The following is a 14,409-nucleotide window of genomic DNA, read 5'->3' on the forward strand; positions in this document are numbered from 1 at the left end:
GGACGCGCATCTGGGTATCCCTACGCACTTGCTTTTGGACAGCGTTGCTCCAGGCAAGTTTTTAGCATTTTGGGATCGAAGAGAACCGGCAAAAAGTGAATGCTTTTGACTTCTTTGAAGTAAAACAGAATCGGCACTGGAGTCCAGAATATCTGCCAATTTTGCCATTCCTGATAAGGAAAACGCCGAATTAAGCTTTGGGAGCGATAAACATCTAATGCTGTTTCGGTGAATTGTAGGCGAATCGTTGCCGCCTGAAACAGTAGGAACAACCCAAATGCAGCGATCGCTAAACTCACCCAAGGTTGAACGAATAACAGCCCAATCGAAGCCGCCACTAACACCAAAGGAATTGCGTAGCTGGGTGCCAGTTCAACAGTTTGTGACGGTAAAGAAGACGTAGTAGTAGTCACAGGCATAAACCCGATATTGTAAACTATCGTACTAGACCTACCCACTTTCTTAGCGTTCAAGCTGAAGTGGGGCGGCAGTTCAAATCCTGATTCGAGATTCAAGCTCAGGATTGCAACTTTATTTATTTTAAAGGTTTTCCGCCTCAGACCCCTTTAAGTACGGCACTGCCCGTTCCCTGAAACATCAACCACGATAAGAAAAAGTTAGAAATAAAGATAGCTAACAAAGCTGTGACGACTGCTGTGGTGGTCGATTGTCCAACACCTTTTGCTCCCCCAGTGGTTGTTAAGCCCCAACTGCAACCAATTACGGCAATCAGCGCCCCAAAGAAAAATGCCTTAATTAAGGCACTACACAAATCCCAGACTTGCAGGAAATTTCGGGCAGACTCTAAAAATACATTTGGGGCAATTCCGTAGAGATTTCTGGCAATGAGCAATCCCCCTGCCATGCCAGTGAGGATAGACAAAATGGTTAAAACTGGCAGCATTAAGCAGCAGGCGATCGCGCGGGGAATCACTAGGTAATCAATCGGGTCGGTTTTCAGCATATAGAGGGCGTCTATTTGCTCGGTGACGCGCATCGTGCCAATTTCAGCGGCAAACGCCGAACCGACTCGTCCCGCCAAAATTACGGCAGTCAGGACAGGGCCAAGTTCGCGGCATAAAGAAAGGGCTAGGACTCCGCCCACAGCACTGCCCGCACCCAAGTTGACAAATTCTCGCGCCACTTGAATGGTGAATACCATGCCGACAAAACCGGCTGTGACTAGAGCAATCAAGAGCGATTCTGGGCCAACCATCGCCATTTGGTCGAGGGTGTTGCGCCGATGGATTTTTTTTGTCAGGAGGTGAACCACCACCTGCCCACCCAACAAAATCGCCGCCAGCAACCGCTGACCCCATAACTCTAAGCTGGAACCGGAAGAAGTCTCGCTCAAGGTTGCCCTGCTGACTCAATGACTGTATAAAGCATAGATGTGTAAAGCATAGCTGATGAGCGGCGAGCTACAAGAATCTCTTTTGTACTATATTATGTTGTGCTGATTTGTGTTGTGACTCAGCATTCTAGGGCTACCGTACACACACAAGTGACTTATTTCGCCCAACAATTTTGCTTAACAGAATTCCCAGACCGAACCCCTAGCCCCGTAGAAAAAGCTACCGCATACACACAAGCCTGCCTTGTCAAGGGTTTCGTCGCTTCTAAGGGACTCCTCTAGAAGCAATATAAGGGACTCCTCTAGAAGGACTGAATGAATTTCTGAGATATGTTTACGGACTTTAAACAAGATTTTTAAGGTTTATTTAAGATTTCTGACAGATCGGGATAGTGTGAGCGATCGCTTCTATTGTATATAGAGGTTGTAAAGTATCCTTCCCGATTCCACGCTCGGCAGTTCATTCACACTCACAGTTTCATGAACATTTTCCCTAACTATTTCCGTTCCCTAATCCTGACGAGTTTTCTCAGCTTCACTGCCCCGATACTCCTGTTCGCGAGTGTGTTGGCAAGCCTGTCCATACTGGGTTACATTCCCCTCCTCGAAGCAGTCAGTCAGTGTGGCAGAGCGGTAATTTTGGAGTTTCTCACCGTCTTCGGCAGCGGATGTTCCATCGAAGGTCTCTTAGTAATTGGCTTGACCTGTAGCGTTGCCGGAGCCATGTTTGACACCTACGCTTTTTATCGTTACCAAAATTTACGTGGAAATTAATCTTCCGCGATCGCTTTCGTCGTTGCCAAATCCCTAAGCATCAACAAGGCATCAACAAGAGTTCTGTTGCGCGATCGCAGTTCTGACAGAATTTGTTAGAGAATGCCGTCTGCACCCAAGTTAGGTAAGATTGTGCCCCTAAAAGCGAGGCACAACCGCAAAAGACTTACTTCAAGATTCCAGCGACCACAATTTCGCTTCACGTGTGTCGGATCTGGTCGTAAATCTTCAAATATTCCGCCCCTGGATTTTTCCACGAGTAGTCATACTCCATACCCTGAAGGACAAGCTGGCGAAACTCTTCGGGATGGTTGTACCACAGCTTAAAAGCCCGCTCCATTGCTGACTCAAACGCAGGCTCATCACTGTGATCGAACACAAAGCCATTCCGTTTTTCCGGAGGCTTCGTTTGGTCGTAGTCTCGGTCAAATACAGTATTTACCAGTCCGCCGACTGCCCGCACAACTGGCACCGTGCCGTACTTTAAGCCAATCATCTGAGTCAGTCCGCAGGGTTCGTAGTTGCTAGGGACGATAATCATATCCGCCCCTGCATAGATCAGGTGGGATAACTCTTCATTAAAGCCAAGTTCTAGATGAACGTCAGGATTATCGTTCAAAAAGCCTTTTTCGTGCTGGAAATGGGCATTAATTCCCGGTTCCGTTGCCGAACCCAACAGTACAAATTGCGCCCCATTGTTAAGCGCATAGTACATAGCATGATGAACGAGATGAACGCCTTTTTGAGCGTCTAAGCGACCGATGTAGGCAACGATGGGTTTATCAACGTCGCGGAGCAAAAGTCTCTCCCGGAGAGCTTTTTTAGTCTCGGCTTTCCCTTCTAAGTTCTCTTTGCTGTAGTGAGCCGGTATATAGCGATCGCTTTCGGGATTCCAAAAATCATGATCGATGCCGTTGAGTACGCCAGTAAATTTATCCTGGTGCAGATGTAAGGTATGACCTAAACCAGAGCCAATCTCGGTGCAGCGGGCTTCCCAAGCATGATGGGGCGAAACGGTCGTCACAGCGTTGGCGTAAACAATCCCCCCTTTCATAAAGTTCAAGGCAAAAGGGTTGAAGTTATCTTGCAGGCGATCGTAAGTGAAGTAGTAAGATTCGTTATTCAGCCCGGTTGCCCACAGGGTCTCTTGACCGCCCATCCCTTGGTGTTTGAAATTGTGAATGGTGTAGCAAACCCGCTGAAGACCCATCTCATACTTGTAATTCTCGAAGAGCATGACTGGAATTAAGCCGGTCTGCCAGTCATGGCAATGAATGATATCGGGTCGCTTGTTGCTTTGAAGGAGAAATTCTAAAGCGGCTTTGCTGAAGAACGCAAACCGCATATTGTCGTCGTTGCACCCGTAATAACAGCCTCGATTGAAGAAATTATCTTCAGAGTGGGGTTCGATAAAGAAACACACCCGCCCGTGTACCCAACCACAATAAACAGAACAGTGGACTTTACCGCCATACCAGGGCACCCACAAGTCGCGGTAAGCATCGTGGAGTCCCCAGATGTGGTCGTACCTCATGCAATCGTACTTAGGCAGAATCAGCTCGACGCAATTTCCCTGATTTTCTAGCTCCCGACTCAGCCCGTAAACGACATCTCCCAAACCACCAGCTTTGATGACCGGAGCGCATTCAGAGGCAATTTGTACGATGTACATCCTTACTCCTCCTGAGATAGAAATCTATTTTCTTAATTTCACAAAAGTATATATACACCTCAGCAATAACGACCCCGTCATTCGGTATAAACAACAGAACTGTCATGGGAAGATAAGCGAGCGCATAGCGTATGCCACTCTTAGTGGCTTTTCGCGCCTTTGTCCGTTCGAGTTATGCAGATCGCCTGGTAGTTCAGATTCTATTCAAGGTGGACTAGGCGATCGCAAACTCGGTCAGCGATCGCTTACTCGGATGTTGAAATCCTAAAACAATATCCTCATGGGGAACCCCTGCTTCTAGCAAGTCATTTACAATTCCCTGCTTTGTCCAATCTTCCTCAACCCAAATCTTCTCATCTCGAATTCGCAAGTAAACCATTACTCCTTGAACTCTGCACTTGCCATCCCAACCAATGTGAAACCAAAAGTAATGATCTCGAACCTCATCAAATGCCAAGCATTCCTCGACGCCATCTTTAGGCGCATTAGATGCCCACTCAGAGTATTCTGTTAAGATTTTTTTGATTAAATTGCGATAGTAATTTAGTCTTTACATCGAACTATTATCTTTTTTTAGATATTTACAACCACAGTGAAAAACTGTTGCCTTCAACTACATTTCAAATATGTTTATTTCAGAATTTCTCTGCTTTTATATTATAATTTGTTACCAAGTATTTGCAATCAATTTTTGATAGGCTAAATTAGTTAGCTTCACTTGTTTTATACACGGTTAAGGAGGATGAATCTTGCAAGAAAACACGAATAACATAAGAAATACGAAAGCCGAATCATTTCGCACAACATTAATTATTTTCGGTTGTAGCTTACTATTTTTTGCTTTTTTGACTACGATAAGCCTTATTAAGAGAAATGAACCTATTGGTTCCTGGTTTCCACATCCAATTCAATACCCCTATAGTTTTTCAATGACCCTTTTTGTTGCTCTTTCCTGTAGTGCTGCTACTATATGGACTTTGAGATATGGAAAACAAGATATTAACCTAGCACTGGTGATGCCAAGCATATTAGTAGGATGTTTATTAGATTTGTATCTAATAACACATATTGATATGGCTTTTGCCATACTTGTATTACCTTTTTGGTGGATTGTTATAATTTTTCTTATTCTTGGGATAGTTGGAGTAAGTGTATTAATTTCTAAGGTGATTTTTCCTTTATTTCATAAATATCCTAACTTTTCATTATTTCAAGCTTTCCTGCTATCGACAGTAGCTACCCTTGGGATACCTCTATATCCTTTGTTAAAAGGTGTCCCAATTTTATTTTCTTTCTTATTCCTTTACCTATCTTGTTCGGTAACAAAACATAAGCCACCTTCTCTTTTTCGGAGAACTACTTATTTAATTTTAACTATAACAATAATTTTAATGCCATACTTCTTTGCTGTAATTACTAAGCATACACCAGGATTAATTGTTCCAGCTTCGGTTCGTAATGATTGGGGACATAAGAGCTTAGGATATTTTTATGAGGATGTTGTAGATAGACTTAAGAACTGCCAAAAACTAAAAGCTCATATTGGAGTAATCCGAGCAACAGCCCTTGCCGAAGGTGAACAATCATCAACCTGGGATATTGGTGCGGGAGGTGATTTTGCTCAGTTGACTGTTGAGGTAGTAGGTGAAAAAGGTACTGCCATTGTTAAAAGTTGTTATTTTCAAGGGTGTCTTCCATCAGCTTTCAAACAACCATTTGATTCAGGAGCTTTGATATATACAAAATCAGGTGTAAAAAACTTAGCCTTGGGGGATATATGTCCTTAATCAACTACCTCATGTGAAATGAGTTCGGTTTATTTAATATGCATAAGCCCTAAAGCTAGACTTTAGACTAAGACAAATTAACAGCATTTTTTCATTAAACTTTACTCTCCTTTTAGGATTAGGGTGGAGAGGCGATCACTTATTCTGGCAAAAATTTAGAATTTAAAACTTCTGTGGATGTGTAGGGACATAATTGCGGAAATGTCTCTAATGGCAGTTCAGTTTCAGCACTTGCCTGTTCAACTGCATCTAAATAACATTTAACAAACACTTCTTCAAGATAAGGCTTGAGGCTAGGAGAATCTTTGAGAGCTTCACGAATGCGTCTGCGATGTTCAACGATACTACCTTTCCAGCTACCGCTTCTAAATTCTGGCTGAAATTGCCATTTAAGTAAGTGAGTCAGGACAATAATAAGATTACTCTTTAGACTCCGGCGCTCACTTCGTCCCATGTCCTCGATTTCTTCAATTAGATTTTCCCATTCGATATTAGGGTAGTCTCCAACCCGCAACTTTTCTACAGTAGTTTGAATCCATTTCAGGTAGTCTGTCTCGTACAAACTCTGTCGGTTAGTTTCTAGCTCTCTTGTCATAACCATTTCCTCTTAAAGTCCCGAACTAGCTGACACAAGACTTCTCCCAATGGATTGTCAGTAATATTGTAGCGATCGCTCTCACCCAATCAAATTATAAGCAGCGAGGAAAGCGCGATCGCATCCTTACTGAATGAGAATTACTGCCTCTTCCGCCTTAGTATTTAGAGCTTTTTTCAATTCTTGACCAACTTTCCCAATCAATTTGTCAAAAGCTTCCTGATTCTCTGTTAGTTGTTGTCTAAAAACCTTCTCTAACTCAGGTTTCATTTGCTCGCAAGTAGAGTCGATCTTGCTATCGCTCAGAAGCAGAGAACGAGTCCAACTTGGAACATCTACCTTTGTCTTAATTGCTTCTTGAGTTTTGCTGCGAGTGATCTCCACTCCTGCGGCAAGAACTGAGGCACCATAGATTAGCACGATGGGCCAGGTCAAATGTCCAGTTAAAATTAGAGCAATAATGCTCCCGACAGTCCCTCCACCAATCACCACATTGACAATAAACCCCACCGTTTCGGCAAGAATCGTGTCTCCAATCGATAGGTCTGGACTAACCACATCGGGGTCGATACTTTCCTCAAACCTTAAGCTACTTCTGGGTATCTGAAACTTTTGACAAATGGGGTCGGTTTCTTCAGCTAATTCGGGTTGGATCTTACTGTTAAACCAAGTGGCACATTGAGTATTGACAATTTGTCGAGCGCCAGGACTTTCAATCCACTGCTCCGCCTGCTTTTTCATAGACTCTTCCAAATCAGCCAAAGTGCGTATTTTGTTGTTTTGCCAGTTTTTTAAACTTGGTTGAATTGTGCTTTCAATCAAGCCTTCTGATAGTGGCTTACTCAACAGTTCGATTAACTCTGGAATATGTTTTTTGACCAAGTCTTTTAACTTCTTGGAATCAAATAGTGTATTGACCTCTTCTTTAAAAGCAGCAGCACGCAGATCCCATCTTCCTACCCGTGCTAGACCTAAGGCAATACAGCGTTCGGGTTCTGGATCGGGGCGAACTTGAGTGTCAGGTTCCGGGAAGATTTCCTCGCAAATCTGGCGCGTAAATTTCATCCGGGATGCACCACCAGTCATCAGCAAAAGTTGGGGTACAAAACCTTGTTTTTCAAGCCTTTCTTTCGCCTCGTTCACTGATTCCCGGAACGAATGAAGCCAACTCTTGCCACCCAATTCTGGCAAAGGTTGATTCAAGATTTCATCCATAACCCCTTTATTCACTTGAGGCACAAAGTAAATCTGTTCGTTGATCGACTCAAAGCCGCGTGCAAAGGATTGAGGATTGCTATATACCTGTTCGTTAGAAAAGTAATCTTCCTTGGCTTTGCGGCAAGCAAGTTCGCAACGCGCTTGGTGATGAGGATATGCCTCAAATACTCGTTCCAGTAACGCTTTTTCCTCATGGTTAGCGAGAGTCTGGGCAAAAATTGCTTTATCAATTAGAGAAGCTCCCAGAGCATTACTTCCGAAATCTATCGGGATTTCGTGCAAACTTTTAACCAGAGTAAAATCTGTAGTCGAAGAGCCAATATCAACAATTAGCACCGACGATTTAAGTTTGTCATAAGAAAGCTTCCCGGCTTCCTTAGCTTGCATGAAAGCCGCCCGCGACTCTGGGACAACGCTGACTAAAGGAATACCAGATTCCTTGAGTAACTTTTGGTATTCTTCTCGTTCATCAACAGACCATCCTGAAGGGCATCCGACGTAAAATTGGCTAGTTTCTCCACCTTCAATTTGTTTACTTTCTTTCAAAAGGCGGTAGTAAGTTTCTAGAAACTTGCTAATTGTTTCCCGATAAGTTGGGTCAGTATTGGGTTTTTGTTTGAAAGCGATTTTGAGCTGAGTAACGCCAGCTTGGATTAATGCTTGTTCTCCAATCAGATAACCGATATCGGGATGCCAAGCTAGTGCTGTGATTTGAACCTTTTTATTATTAACTTCAAGCATCCCTGGAGGCTCGATACTCTCCACTCTCGCCTGAGCGACAGCGGTTTCACCGTGCCCCAGATCGAATCCGATAGTTTCTAAAACTTCCATTTTTATACTTTCCGCTAATCAACCAGGTACAAATTTCCGAATAATTCCCCTATTTTTAAGGAGGGCTAGGGGGACTTCTATTGTTCGTTGAGATTTTTGATCCCCCAAACCCCCTTGGAGAGGGGCTACGAAACAAGGAAAATACTGTCTAAATGAAGACTTTACGACTACACACAGCTACGATGACAAGACATCTTACTCTCTAGCCTCAGAGTATGCTGGCTCAATCACTCGACCGCGTCGGAGCAAGCGATCGCCTTTAAACAAAGCGGGAGTGATCGTGACATACTCTTTGGCGGCAGGATCGATACTTGGCTCGAAATCAAAATACTCGCGATGCGTATCGTCCCCTTGGTAAATCTGCACCCGAATTCCCTGCTCCATTAAAATCTGTGGCAGCAGTTTGGTGAGTTGAAGCGACATCTGGGGTTTCTCCAGAATTGACGCACCCATAAGTCTCTGAAGCAGATTCAACAGTTCTGGTAGCTCTTCTATTCCACTAGCATCCAGCGGTTTTTTCACTTCCTGAGTCCGGGCGACTGCCAAATCAATGGTGTTCAGCGCATCGGTAAGGTTGTCCAGAAAGACTTGGCTATCGACGCGAACGATCGGCTGGGGCGCTTCTACAGGTTGAAGAGAAACTGAACGATTGGCGCGATCGCGTTTATCGATTTGGGACACTACTTCTAGTCCAACCAGCAGAGACACCAGCAAGATATCCATCCAAGCTCCTGGCGCATCTGAAGCCAAGGAGAATAGAGAATCTAAAATGCCTATGCAGATGAGTCCCTGTAGCACTTTCAGGATTATGGTTTTGGGAGAAACCCTTCTAACTGGGTTAGCACTCTGCTGAGGCTCTATCGCTGAAACTTTCGCCTCATTGGCAGCGGTAAGAGTCCCCAAGGACTGCCGCAAAGTGTCCAGGAATAAAGAAGCCAGACGTACCTGAGCGACGCTTAACTCGCCAACGTAACTGCTCTGAATATTATCGAGTCGCTTTTGAACCAGCTTAACGACCTGCTCCGGGCTAGTTGCCTTATCGATCTCTGTCTGAACTTCGCTGCGTTCTTTGGTAAAAAGTGTATATAGTGTTTTCATCGCAAATTAAGAATTCAGCGTTGCTAAAATATTGAACAATCGGTTATTTTACTAAAATTTTCTATAAATGCTAAAGCTAGTTTTACAAACTAACTTTTATAAAGCATTTTTTAGTTTAGAAAGCTTATCAATAGTTTTTTTAAAATGTCATTATTTTAATTTACTTAAAAAGGGACAAATTTAATCTAAAACTTTCTGTCCACCTTGATACTTTATCTATAATAACTCGGTAAGGGATATTGCTATTTTTCTTGCCGGTCAAAAGTCCTGAGAAGAGCTTCCTGTACGGTACTTAACTATAAAGATAACTTTTACGGCTGATTCCAACTTCTACCCTAAGGAACAGCGCGATCGCGCTCAGGAGACTTGGCGCAATTGAAGCATTCGCAAACCTTGACTTTTGAGCGTAAACAGAAAAGCTCCCCATTGATTTACTTAAAGAGGCTACTATCGCAATCCTATTTGAGTTGCGATAGTAGCCTCTTTAGATCCCCAAATTCTTAAATGAGCCGCGGATCTGGCATTCACGAATTATTGAGGACTGTTATTGTTAATTGGAACAGCAGGAGCGTTCAAAACCGGCAGTAGTTTAATGCCGTATTCTGCCTCAACAACGTCTTTTTTATAATCTAAACTCCAGATTTCCAAGGCACAATCATCATCTGGCTGAGTGGGTTTTATGTGGAGCTGAAGTTCTTTAGTTTCCGCGTTGTATTCGCACTGCACTTGCTGAACTGCCCCAATTTGTCTCCGGTCGAGAGCAACTGCCAATCTGAGCAAGGCACTCAACTGAGAAACGATCTGTCGGTGCTGTTTAGTCGGCAGATTTTGATAGTTCTCGTGCTTTTTCTTCGGCGCAGTCTTGCGGTGATAGCGGGCTAAATTCGCAATCACATCAATTTCGGCTTCCGTATAGCCTAAAAGTTCACCGTTGCGAATTAAGTAAAAAGAGTGTTTGTGGTGGGAAGAATGACTGACATGGTGTCCGCAATTGTGTAAAATTGCGGCTCCCCAAAGTAGTTCCCGTTCTTCTGAACCCCAGTGGTGGAGGATGCCTTGAGTTTGGTCAAATAAGCTAAGGACAAATTCTGCGACTCGCTGAGAGTATTCCAGATTAACGCCATATTTACGGGCGGTTTTGATTACATTACGTTCGCGTACAGAACTTTGGTAGCGCAGCTTGTCTTCGATTAAGCCATGAGCGAGCATCCAATCAACGATGACTCCTTCTCGGAGACTGCGTTCGCAGACTGTTAGCGATTCAACACCCAGCAGCGTCATCGCTTCTTGTAAAATAACCGCCCCAGCAACAATAATTTCTGACCGCCGTTCTGACATTCCGGGTATGGCGGCGCGTTCTAAGTAATTGAGCCTTCGCAAGCGATTAATTAAATCTCTAAGGTCATTGAGACTCAGCTGGTAGCCATTTAGCGAAAAGGGATTGGTACCCAGTTTTTCTCGCGCGTGCATTGTCACTAGCGTCTCAATCGTCCCGGACGTTCCCACTAAACGCGGCTGTTCACCCGGTTGGAGAACTGCCCGCAATTCATCAACGGCGCGTTCTATCTGTCCGCGCACATAAGCTTGTAGGTACTGAAATTCACCAATGCTGATGGGATCTGTAGTAATCAATTCTGCGGTTAGTCGGACGGCACCGACTTTAGTGCTGCTGAGCGATCGCGGTTCGTGGCTATCCCCTAAAATTAACTCGGTCGAACCGCCGCCAATGTCAATAATGATGTGGGGTTGGTTGTTTAATTCCATCCCCGACAGCACGCCTAAGTAAATTCTTCGGGCTTCTTCTTGACCGGAAATCAGGCTGACCAATAAGCCCAAGTCTGATTCTACTTGTTTTAAAAAGTCTCGCCCGTTGGGGGCTTCCCTGACCGCGCTGGTTGCCACGGCAATTATTTGTTCGGCGTTGAGACTTTTGGCAATTCCCTGGAAGCGGCGCAGAGCTGCGATCGCTCGTTCCATTGCCGCTGGTGTCAGATTGCCCGTCTTTTTATCGCGATCGCCCAGTCTCACCGTGTCTTTTTCTCTAGCAATAATCGAAAAAGCAGGCAGCTTTGGTTGAATTTGCACGACCACCATGTGCAGGGAATTTGTACCCAAGTCAATCGCAGCAAGAATCCGATCTCGATCCATGCTAGGAGTTGAAACACCCGCAGAATTATCTTTAGCGTTGGCAACTAAATTGACCATTTCGATGTATCCAGGGTTGCAGAACCAGCCGAGATTTGATGAATAAGGATATTCTATAGGGGATAAAGATGTGATTAATGATATTTCTGGATACTCATTTTTCTAGACCATGCTGACCCAGCAAGAACACAAAGAAACAGAACCTACCTGGCTGACGGTTGTCCGGCTTTTGAGATGGGATAAGCCAGCAGGACGCCTGATATTGATGATTCCGGCACTATGGGCGGTCTTTCTGGCAGCAGCAGGAAAGCCACCGTTGCCGCTGGTAGGCGTGATTGTACTGGGTACTTTAGCGACCAGTGCTGCCGGGTGCGTTGTCAATGATTTGTGGGATCGGGATATCGATCCGCAAGTAGAGAGAACGCGATCGCGTCCCCTCGCTTCTCGCGCTTTGTCGGTCAAAACCGGCATCGTCGTCGCCTTGATAGCGATGAGTTGCGCTGGGGTTCTCGCACTCTATCTCAATCCCCTCACGTTCGGGTTGTGCGTGGCGGCAGTTCCCGTGATTATTTTCTACCCTACCGCCAAGCGCGTCTTTCCAGTGCCTCAGCTAGTGCTGTCGATTGCTTGGGGTTTTGGCGTCCTGATTAGCTGGAGTGCTTTAACTGCCAAGCTAGAAGAACCCACCTGGATTTTATGGGGCGCGACGGTACTCTGGACACTCGGATTTGATACCGTTTATGCCATGTCAGATCGGGAAGATGACCGGCGGATTGGCATTAATTCCAGCGCTTTATTTTTTGGAAATTATGCGGCTGAAGCGGTTGGTGTCTTCTTTACTGGCACGGCTATTTTACTTGAATGGCTGGGAATTGTGATGGATCTAAACCTAAGCTTTTGGTTGGCTTTGAGTTTTGCAACGTTAGCTTGGATTTGGCAATATTCGCGACTCAGCCAAAAAGATATCCCGACGCCAGTATATGGGGAAACTTTTCGCCAAAATGTTTGGATTGGTTTTATTTTACTGGCTGGAATGATTGCTGGTTCTCTGTAGTTTTGAGTTTGTAGGGGCGACCACAAGGGTCGCCCTGGCAAGTTTGGGTTAATTGTGCCAAGCTTTGTAGAAATCTGGATAAGTCATATTTTGGCTACAATGCCAAATGATGCGATCGCAAGCTTCAAAGCGATAAAAACAGTTTTTGAAAACCTGTTCGTCTAGATAATCCTTTAAGGCTGTAACGACTTCCATTAATTGGCTGGTTTGGGAAATTCTCTTGAAGCTGTCAGCTAGACGCCGGAGGAAGTATTCATCTTCATTCTCATCCTGAACCGTTTGAATGAACTGGATGAGGGTTGCAACTGCCGTTTCATCGCTTGCATGAATTTCCCCTAAACTACAAGCTGCTTGCCTACGCCAATAAGTTTCCTCAGAAGTTTGAACGAGTTTAAGTAAGGTAGCGATCGCTATTTTATTACCTGGGTCAATTCGCCCTAAGCTTTCAGCCGCAGCCCAGATATTAGATTCATTCTGAGTGGTCTGGATTAAATGAATTAAGGCAGCTATCGCCTCTTCATTTCCTGCACCAATTCGTCCTAAGCAATCAATAGATTCCCAAAGCCAAGAATTAGGCTGATTTTGAATTAGATGAACCAAGGCATTAATCGCGAGATCATGACTAGGATCAATGCTCTCCAAGCTATCGGCTGCTCGCAGAGAAGGGTAATCTTTTGGAGAGGTTTGAACTAATTCAAATAGAGCATCGAGCGCGAGTTGATGGCGATCGCCAGTTCGTACTAGACTGTCAGATGCTCTCCAACGGATAGTTTCATCCTCGGTGGTTTCAAGTATCTGGGATAGAGTAGCGATCGCATCTGCATTACCTGGATCGATCTTCAATAAACTGGCAGCGGCACTACAACGGATCGCTACATCCTGAGTAGTTTCAAGTATCTGGGATAGAGCAGCAATGGCAGTTTGATTACCAATGGCAATTTTTCCCAAAGCCTCAACCACTTCCCAAGAGATGTAACGCTGATTTGGGTAAATAGTATCTGGACGAAACTGAACTTTCTGCATCAGTTGGATCAAAGCCGCGATCGCGCTTTCAGTGCCTGCGCCTATTTTCCCTAAATTCCTCGCTGCATACGCATGAATGAATTCATCATAATGGCGATTCTGTTGTTCAGGAATAAACCGATCTTCTGCGATCTGCATCAGCTGGATCAAGGCAGCGATCGCCATTTCATTACCTGCGCCAACTTCCCCTATCCCCTCAGCCGCATCTCGAAGTATCTGCACTTGGGCTGGAGTAGTCTGAGTCAGCTTCACTAGAGCCGGGATTAAGATGGGATTGCCTGGATCGATTTCGCTCAGGTTAAGAATGACCTTCAAGAGCGTCGATTCATTCTGTGTCACTTGCATCAGCAACACTAAGGCAGCGATCGCAGTTTTATTTCCCGGATCGAGTCTTCCCAATCGAACAGCCGCGTGTCGGAGAGTAAGCCGACTCTCAGTCGTATGCAATAGCTGGACAAAGGCAGCAATTACCCGTTCTCTGTCCGTCGTTTCCAGTTTTTTTCTTGCTGTTTCAGCCAGCAGATCGGGAAGTTTTTTCCAGTCTTGCTTTTCCTGGTTGAAATAGACATAGCTCCATTTGAGCAACTGTCCGACAATCGCATCCCCCAAGCTACACTCCTTGAAGTGAGCGATCGCATCTGCTGCTAGGAAATATGCGCGATATCGATAAAAATCTCCGCATCCGTCGTCAAAATCTATCAGAGCATTGATAAACTCTTCTTTTTGCTCCTTTGCCACATCCTTTTGACCAAACCAGTGCAGAATCTCTGCTTTCCACTGCGGCTCAAAGATGCGGTAAGTGCCTTCTTCTAGATTGTGAGAGTGGTGAAAGAAATAGTGCCAATCATGCATTGCCTC

General features: G+C 44.7%; 11 protein-coding genes and 1 pseudogene. 3 read left to right on the top strand and 9 right to left on the bottom strand.

Annotated features, from left to right (window positions below; genetic code table 11):
* Window positions 1–20: 20 nt before the first annotated feature.
* Window positions 21–419 carry a DUF3119 family protein gene (locus tag H6H02_RS16550; RefSeq protein WP_190819814.1) on the bottom strand — a complete coding sequence of 133 codons (399 nt, stop codon included), beginning with the start codon at window positions 417–419 and terminating at the stop codon, window positions 21–23.
* Between the two features lie 137 nt (window positions 420–556).
* A complete protein-coding gene (locus H6H02_RS16555) occupies window positions 557–1,354 on the bottom strand; it encodes an MlaE family lipid ABC transporter permease subunit (protein WP_190679097.1) in 798 nt (265 codons plus the stop codon).
* Window positions 1,355–1,834: 480 nt separating this feature from the next.
* Between H6H02_RS16555 and H6H02_RS16560 the strand changes: the two genes are divergently transcribed.
* On the top strand, window positions 1,835–2,128 hold the full coding sequence (locus tag H6H02_RS16560; protein WP_190819691.1) for a hypothetical protein: 294 nt from the start codon (window positions 1,835–1,837) through the stop codon (window positions 2,126–2,128).
* Between the two features lie 199 nt (window positions 2,129–2,327).
* Here H6H02_RS16560 and glgA read toward each other — a convergent pair whose 3' ends face one another.
* Both glgA and H6H02_RS16570 read right to left on the bottom strand, forming a co-directional pair.
* The gene (glgA, locus tag H6H02_RS16565) at window positions 2,328–3,800 is read right to left on the bottom strand and encodes a glycogen synthase GlgA (RefSeq protein WP_190819692.1); all 1,473 of its coding nucleotides are present in this window, start codon (window positions 3,798–3,800) and stop codon (window positions 2,328–2,330) included.
* A 214-nt stretch (window positions 3,801–4,014) separates the two neighbouring features.
* Window positions 4,015–4,356 (bottom strand): annotated as a pseudogene (locus H6H02_RS16570) (XisI protein).
* Between the two features lie 193 nt (window positions 4,357–4,549).
* Between H6H02_RS16570 and H6H02_RS16575 the strand changes: the two are divergent.
* Window positions 4,550–5,587, top strand: coding sequence for a hypothetical protein (locus tag H6H02_RS16575; RefSeq protein ID WP_190819694.1), 1,038 nt, complete (start codon window positions 4,550–4,552; stop codon window positions 5,585–5,587).
* A gap of 139 nt (window positions 5,588–5,726) precedes the next feature.
* Here H6H02_RS16575 and H6H02_RS16580 read toward each other — a convergent pair whose 3' ends face one another.
* The 4 genes from H6H02_RS16580 to H6H02_RS16595 all read right to left on the bottom strand — a co-directional run bounded on the left by H6H02_RS16580 (window position 5,727) and on the right by H6H02_RS16595 (window position 11,534).
* A complete protein-coding gene (locus tag H6H02_RS16580; protein WP_190819696.1) occupies window positions 5,727–6,182 on the bottom strand; it encodes a DUF29 domain-containing protein in 456 nt (151 codons plus the stop codon).
* Window positions 6,183–6,308: 126 nt separating this feature from the next.
* Window positions 6,309–8,231, bottom strand: coding sequence for a plasmid segregation protein ParM domain-containing protein (locus tag H6H02_RS16585; protein WP_190819698.1), 1,923 nt, complete (start codon window positions 8,229–8,231; stop codon window positions 6,309–6,311).
* 195 nt (window positions 8,232–8,426) lie between these two features.
* Window positions 8,427–9,329 (bottom strand): hypothetical protein, encoded by a 903-nt coding sequence (locus H6H02_RS16590; RefSeq protein WP_190819701.1) that lies wholly within the window; start codon window positions 9,327–9,329, stop codon window positions 8,427–8,429.
* 531 nt (window positions 9,330–9,860) lie between these two features.
* On the bottom strand, window positions 9,861–11,534 hold the full coding sequence (locus H6H02_RS16595; protein ID WP_190819703.1) for a Ppx/GppA phosphatase family protein: 1,674 nt from the start codon (window positions 11,532–11,534) through the stop codon (window positions 9,861–9,863).
* A 109-nt stretch (window positions 11,535–11,643) separates the two neighbouring features.
* Here H6H02_RS16595 and H6H02_RS16600 point away from each other — a divergent pair, with 109 nt between their 5' ends.
* Window positions 11,644–12,528 carry a 4-hydroxybenzoate solanesyltransferase gene (locus tag H6H02_RS16600; RefSeq protein WP_190819705.1) on the top strand — a complete coding sequence of 295 codons (885 nt, stop codon included), beginning with the start codon at window positions 11,644–11,646 and terminating at the stop codon, window positions 12,526–12,528.
* A 48-nt stretch (window positions 12,529–12,576) separates the two neighbouring features.
* On the opposite strand, the gene H6H02_RS16605 is transcribed toward H6H02_RS16600, so the two are convergent.
* Window positions 12,577–14,403 carry a HEAT repeat domain-containing protein gene (locus H6H02_RS16605; RefSeq protein WP_190819708.1) on the bottom strand — a complete coding sequence of 609 codons (1,827 nt, stop codon included), beginning with the start codon at window positions 14,401–14,403 and terminating at the stop codon, window positions 12,577–12,579.
* Window positions 14,404–14,409 lie beyond the last annotated feature (6 nt).

It is taken from the genome of Coleofasciculus sp. FACHB-1120, from assembly GCF_014698845.1.
Classification (GTDB): Bacteria; Cyanobacteriota; Cyanobacteriia; order Cyanobacteriales; family FACHB-T130; genus FACHB-T130.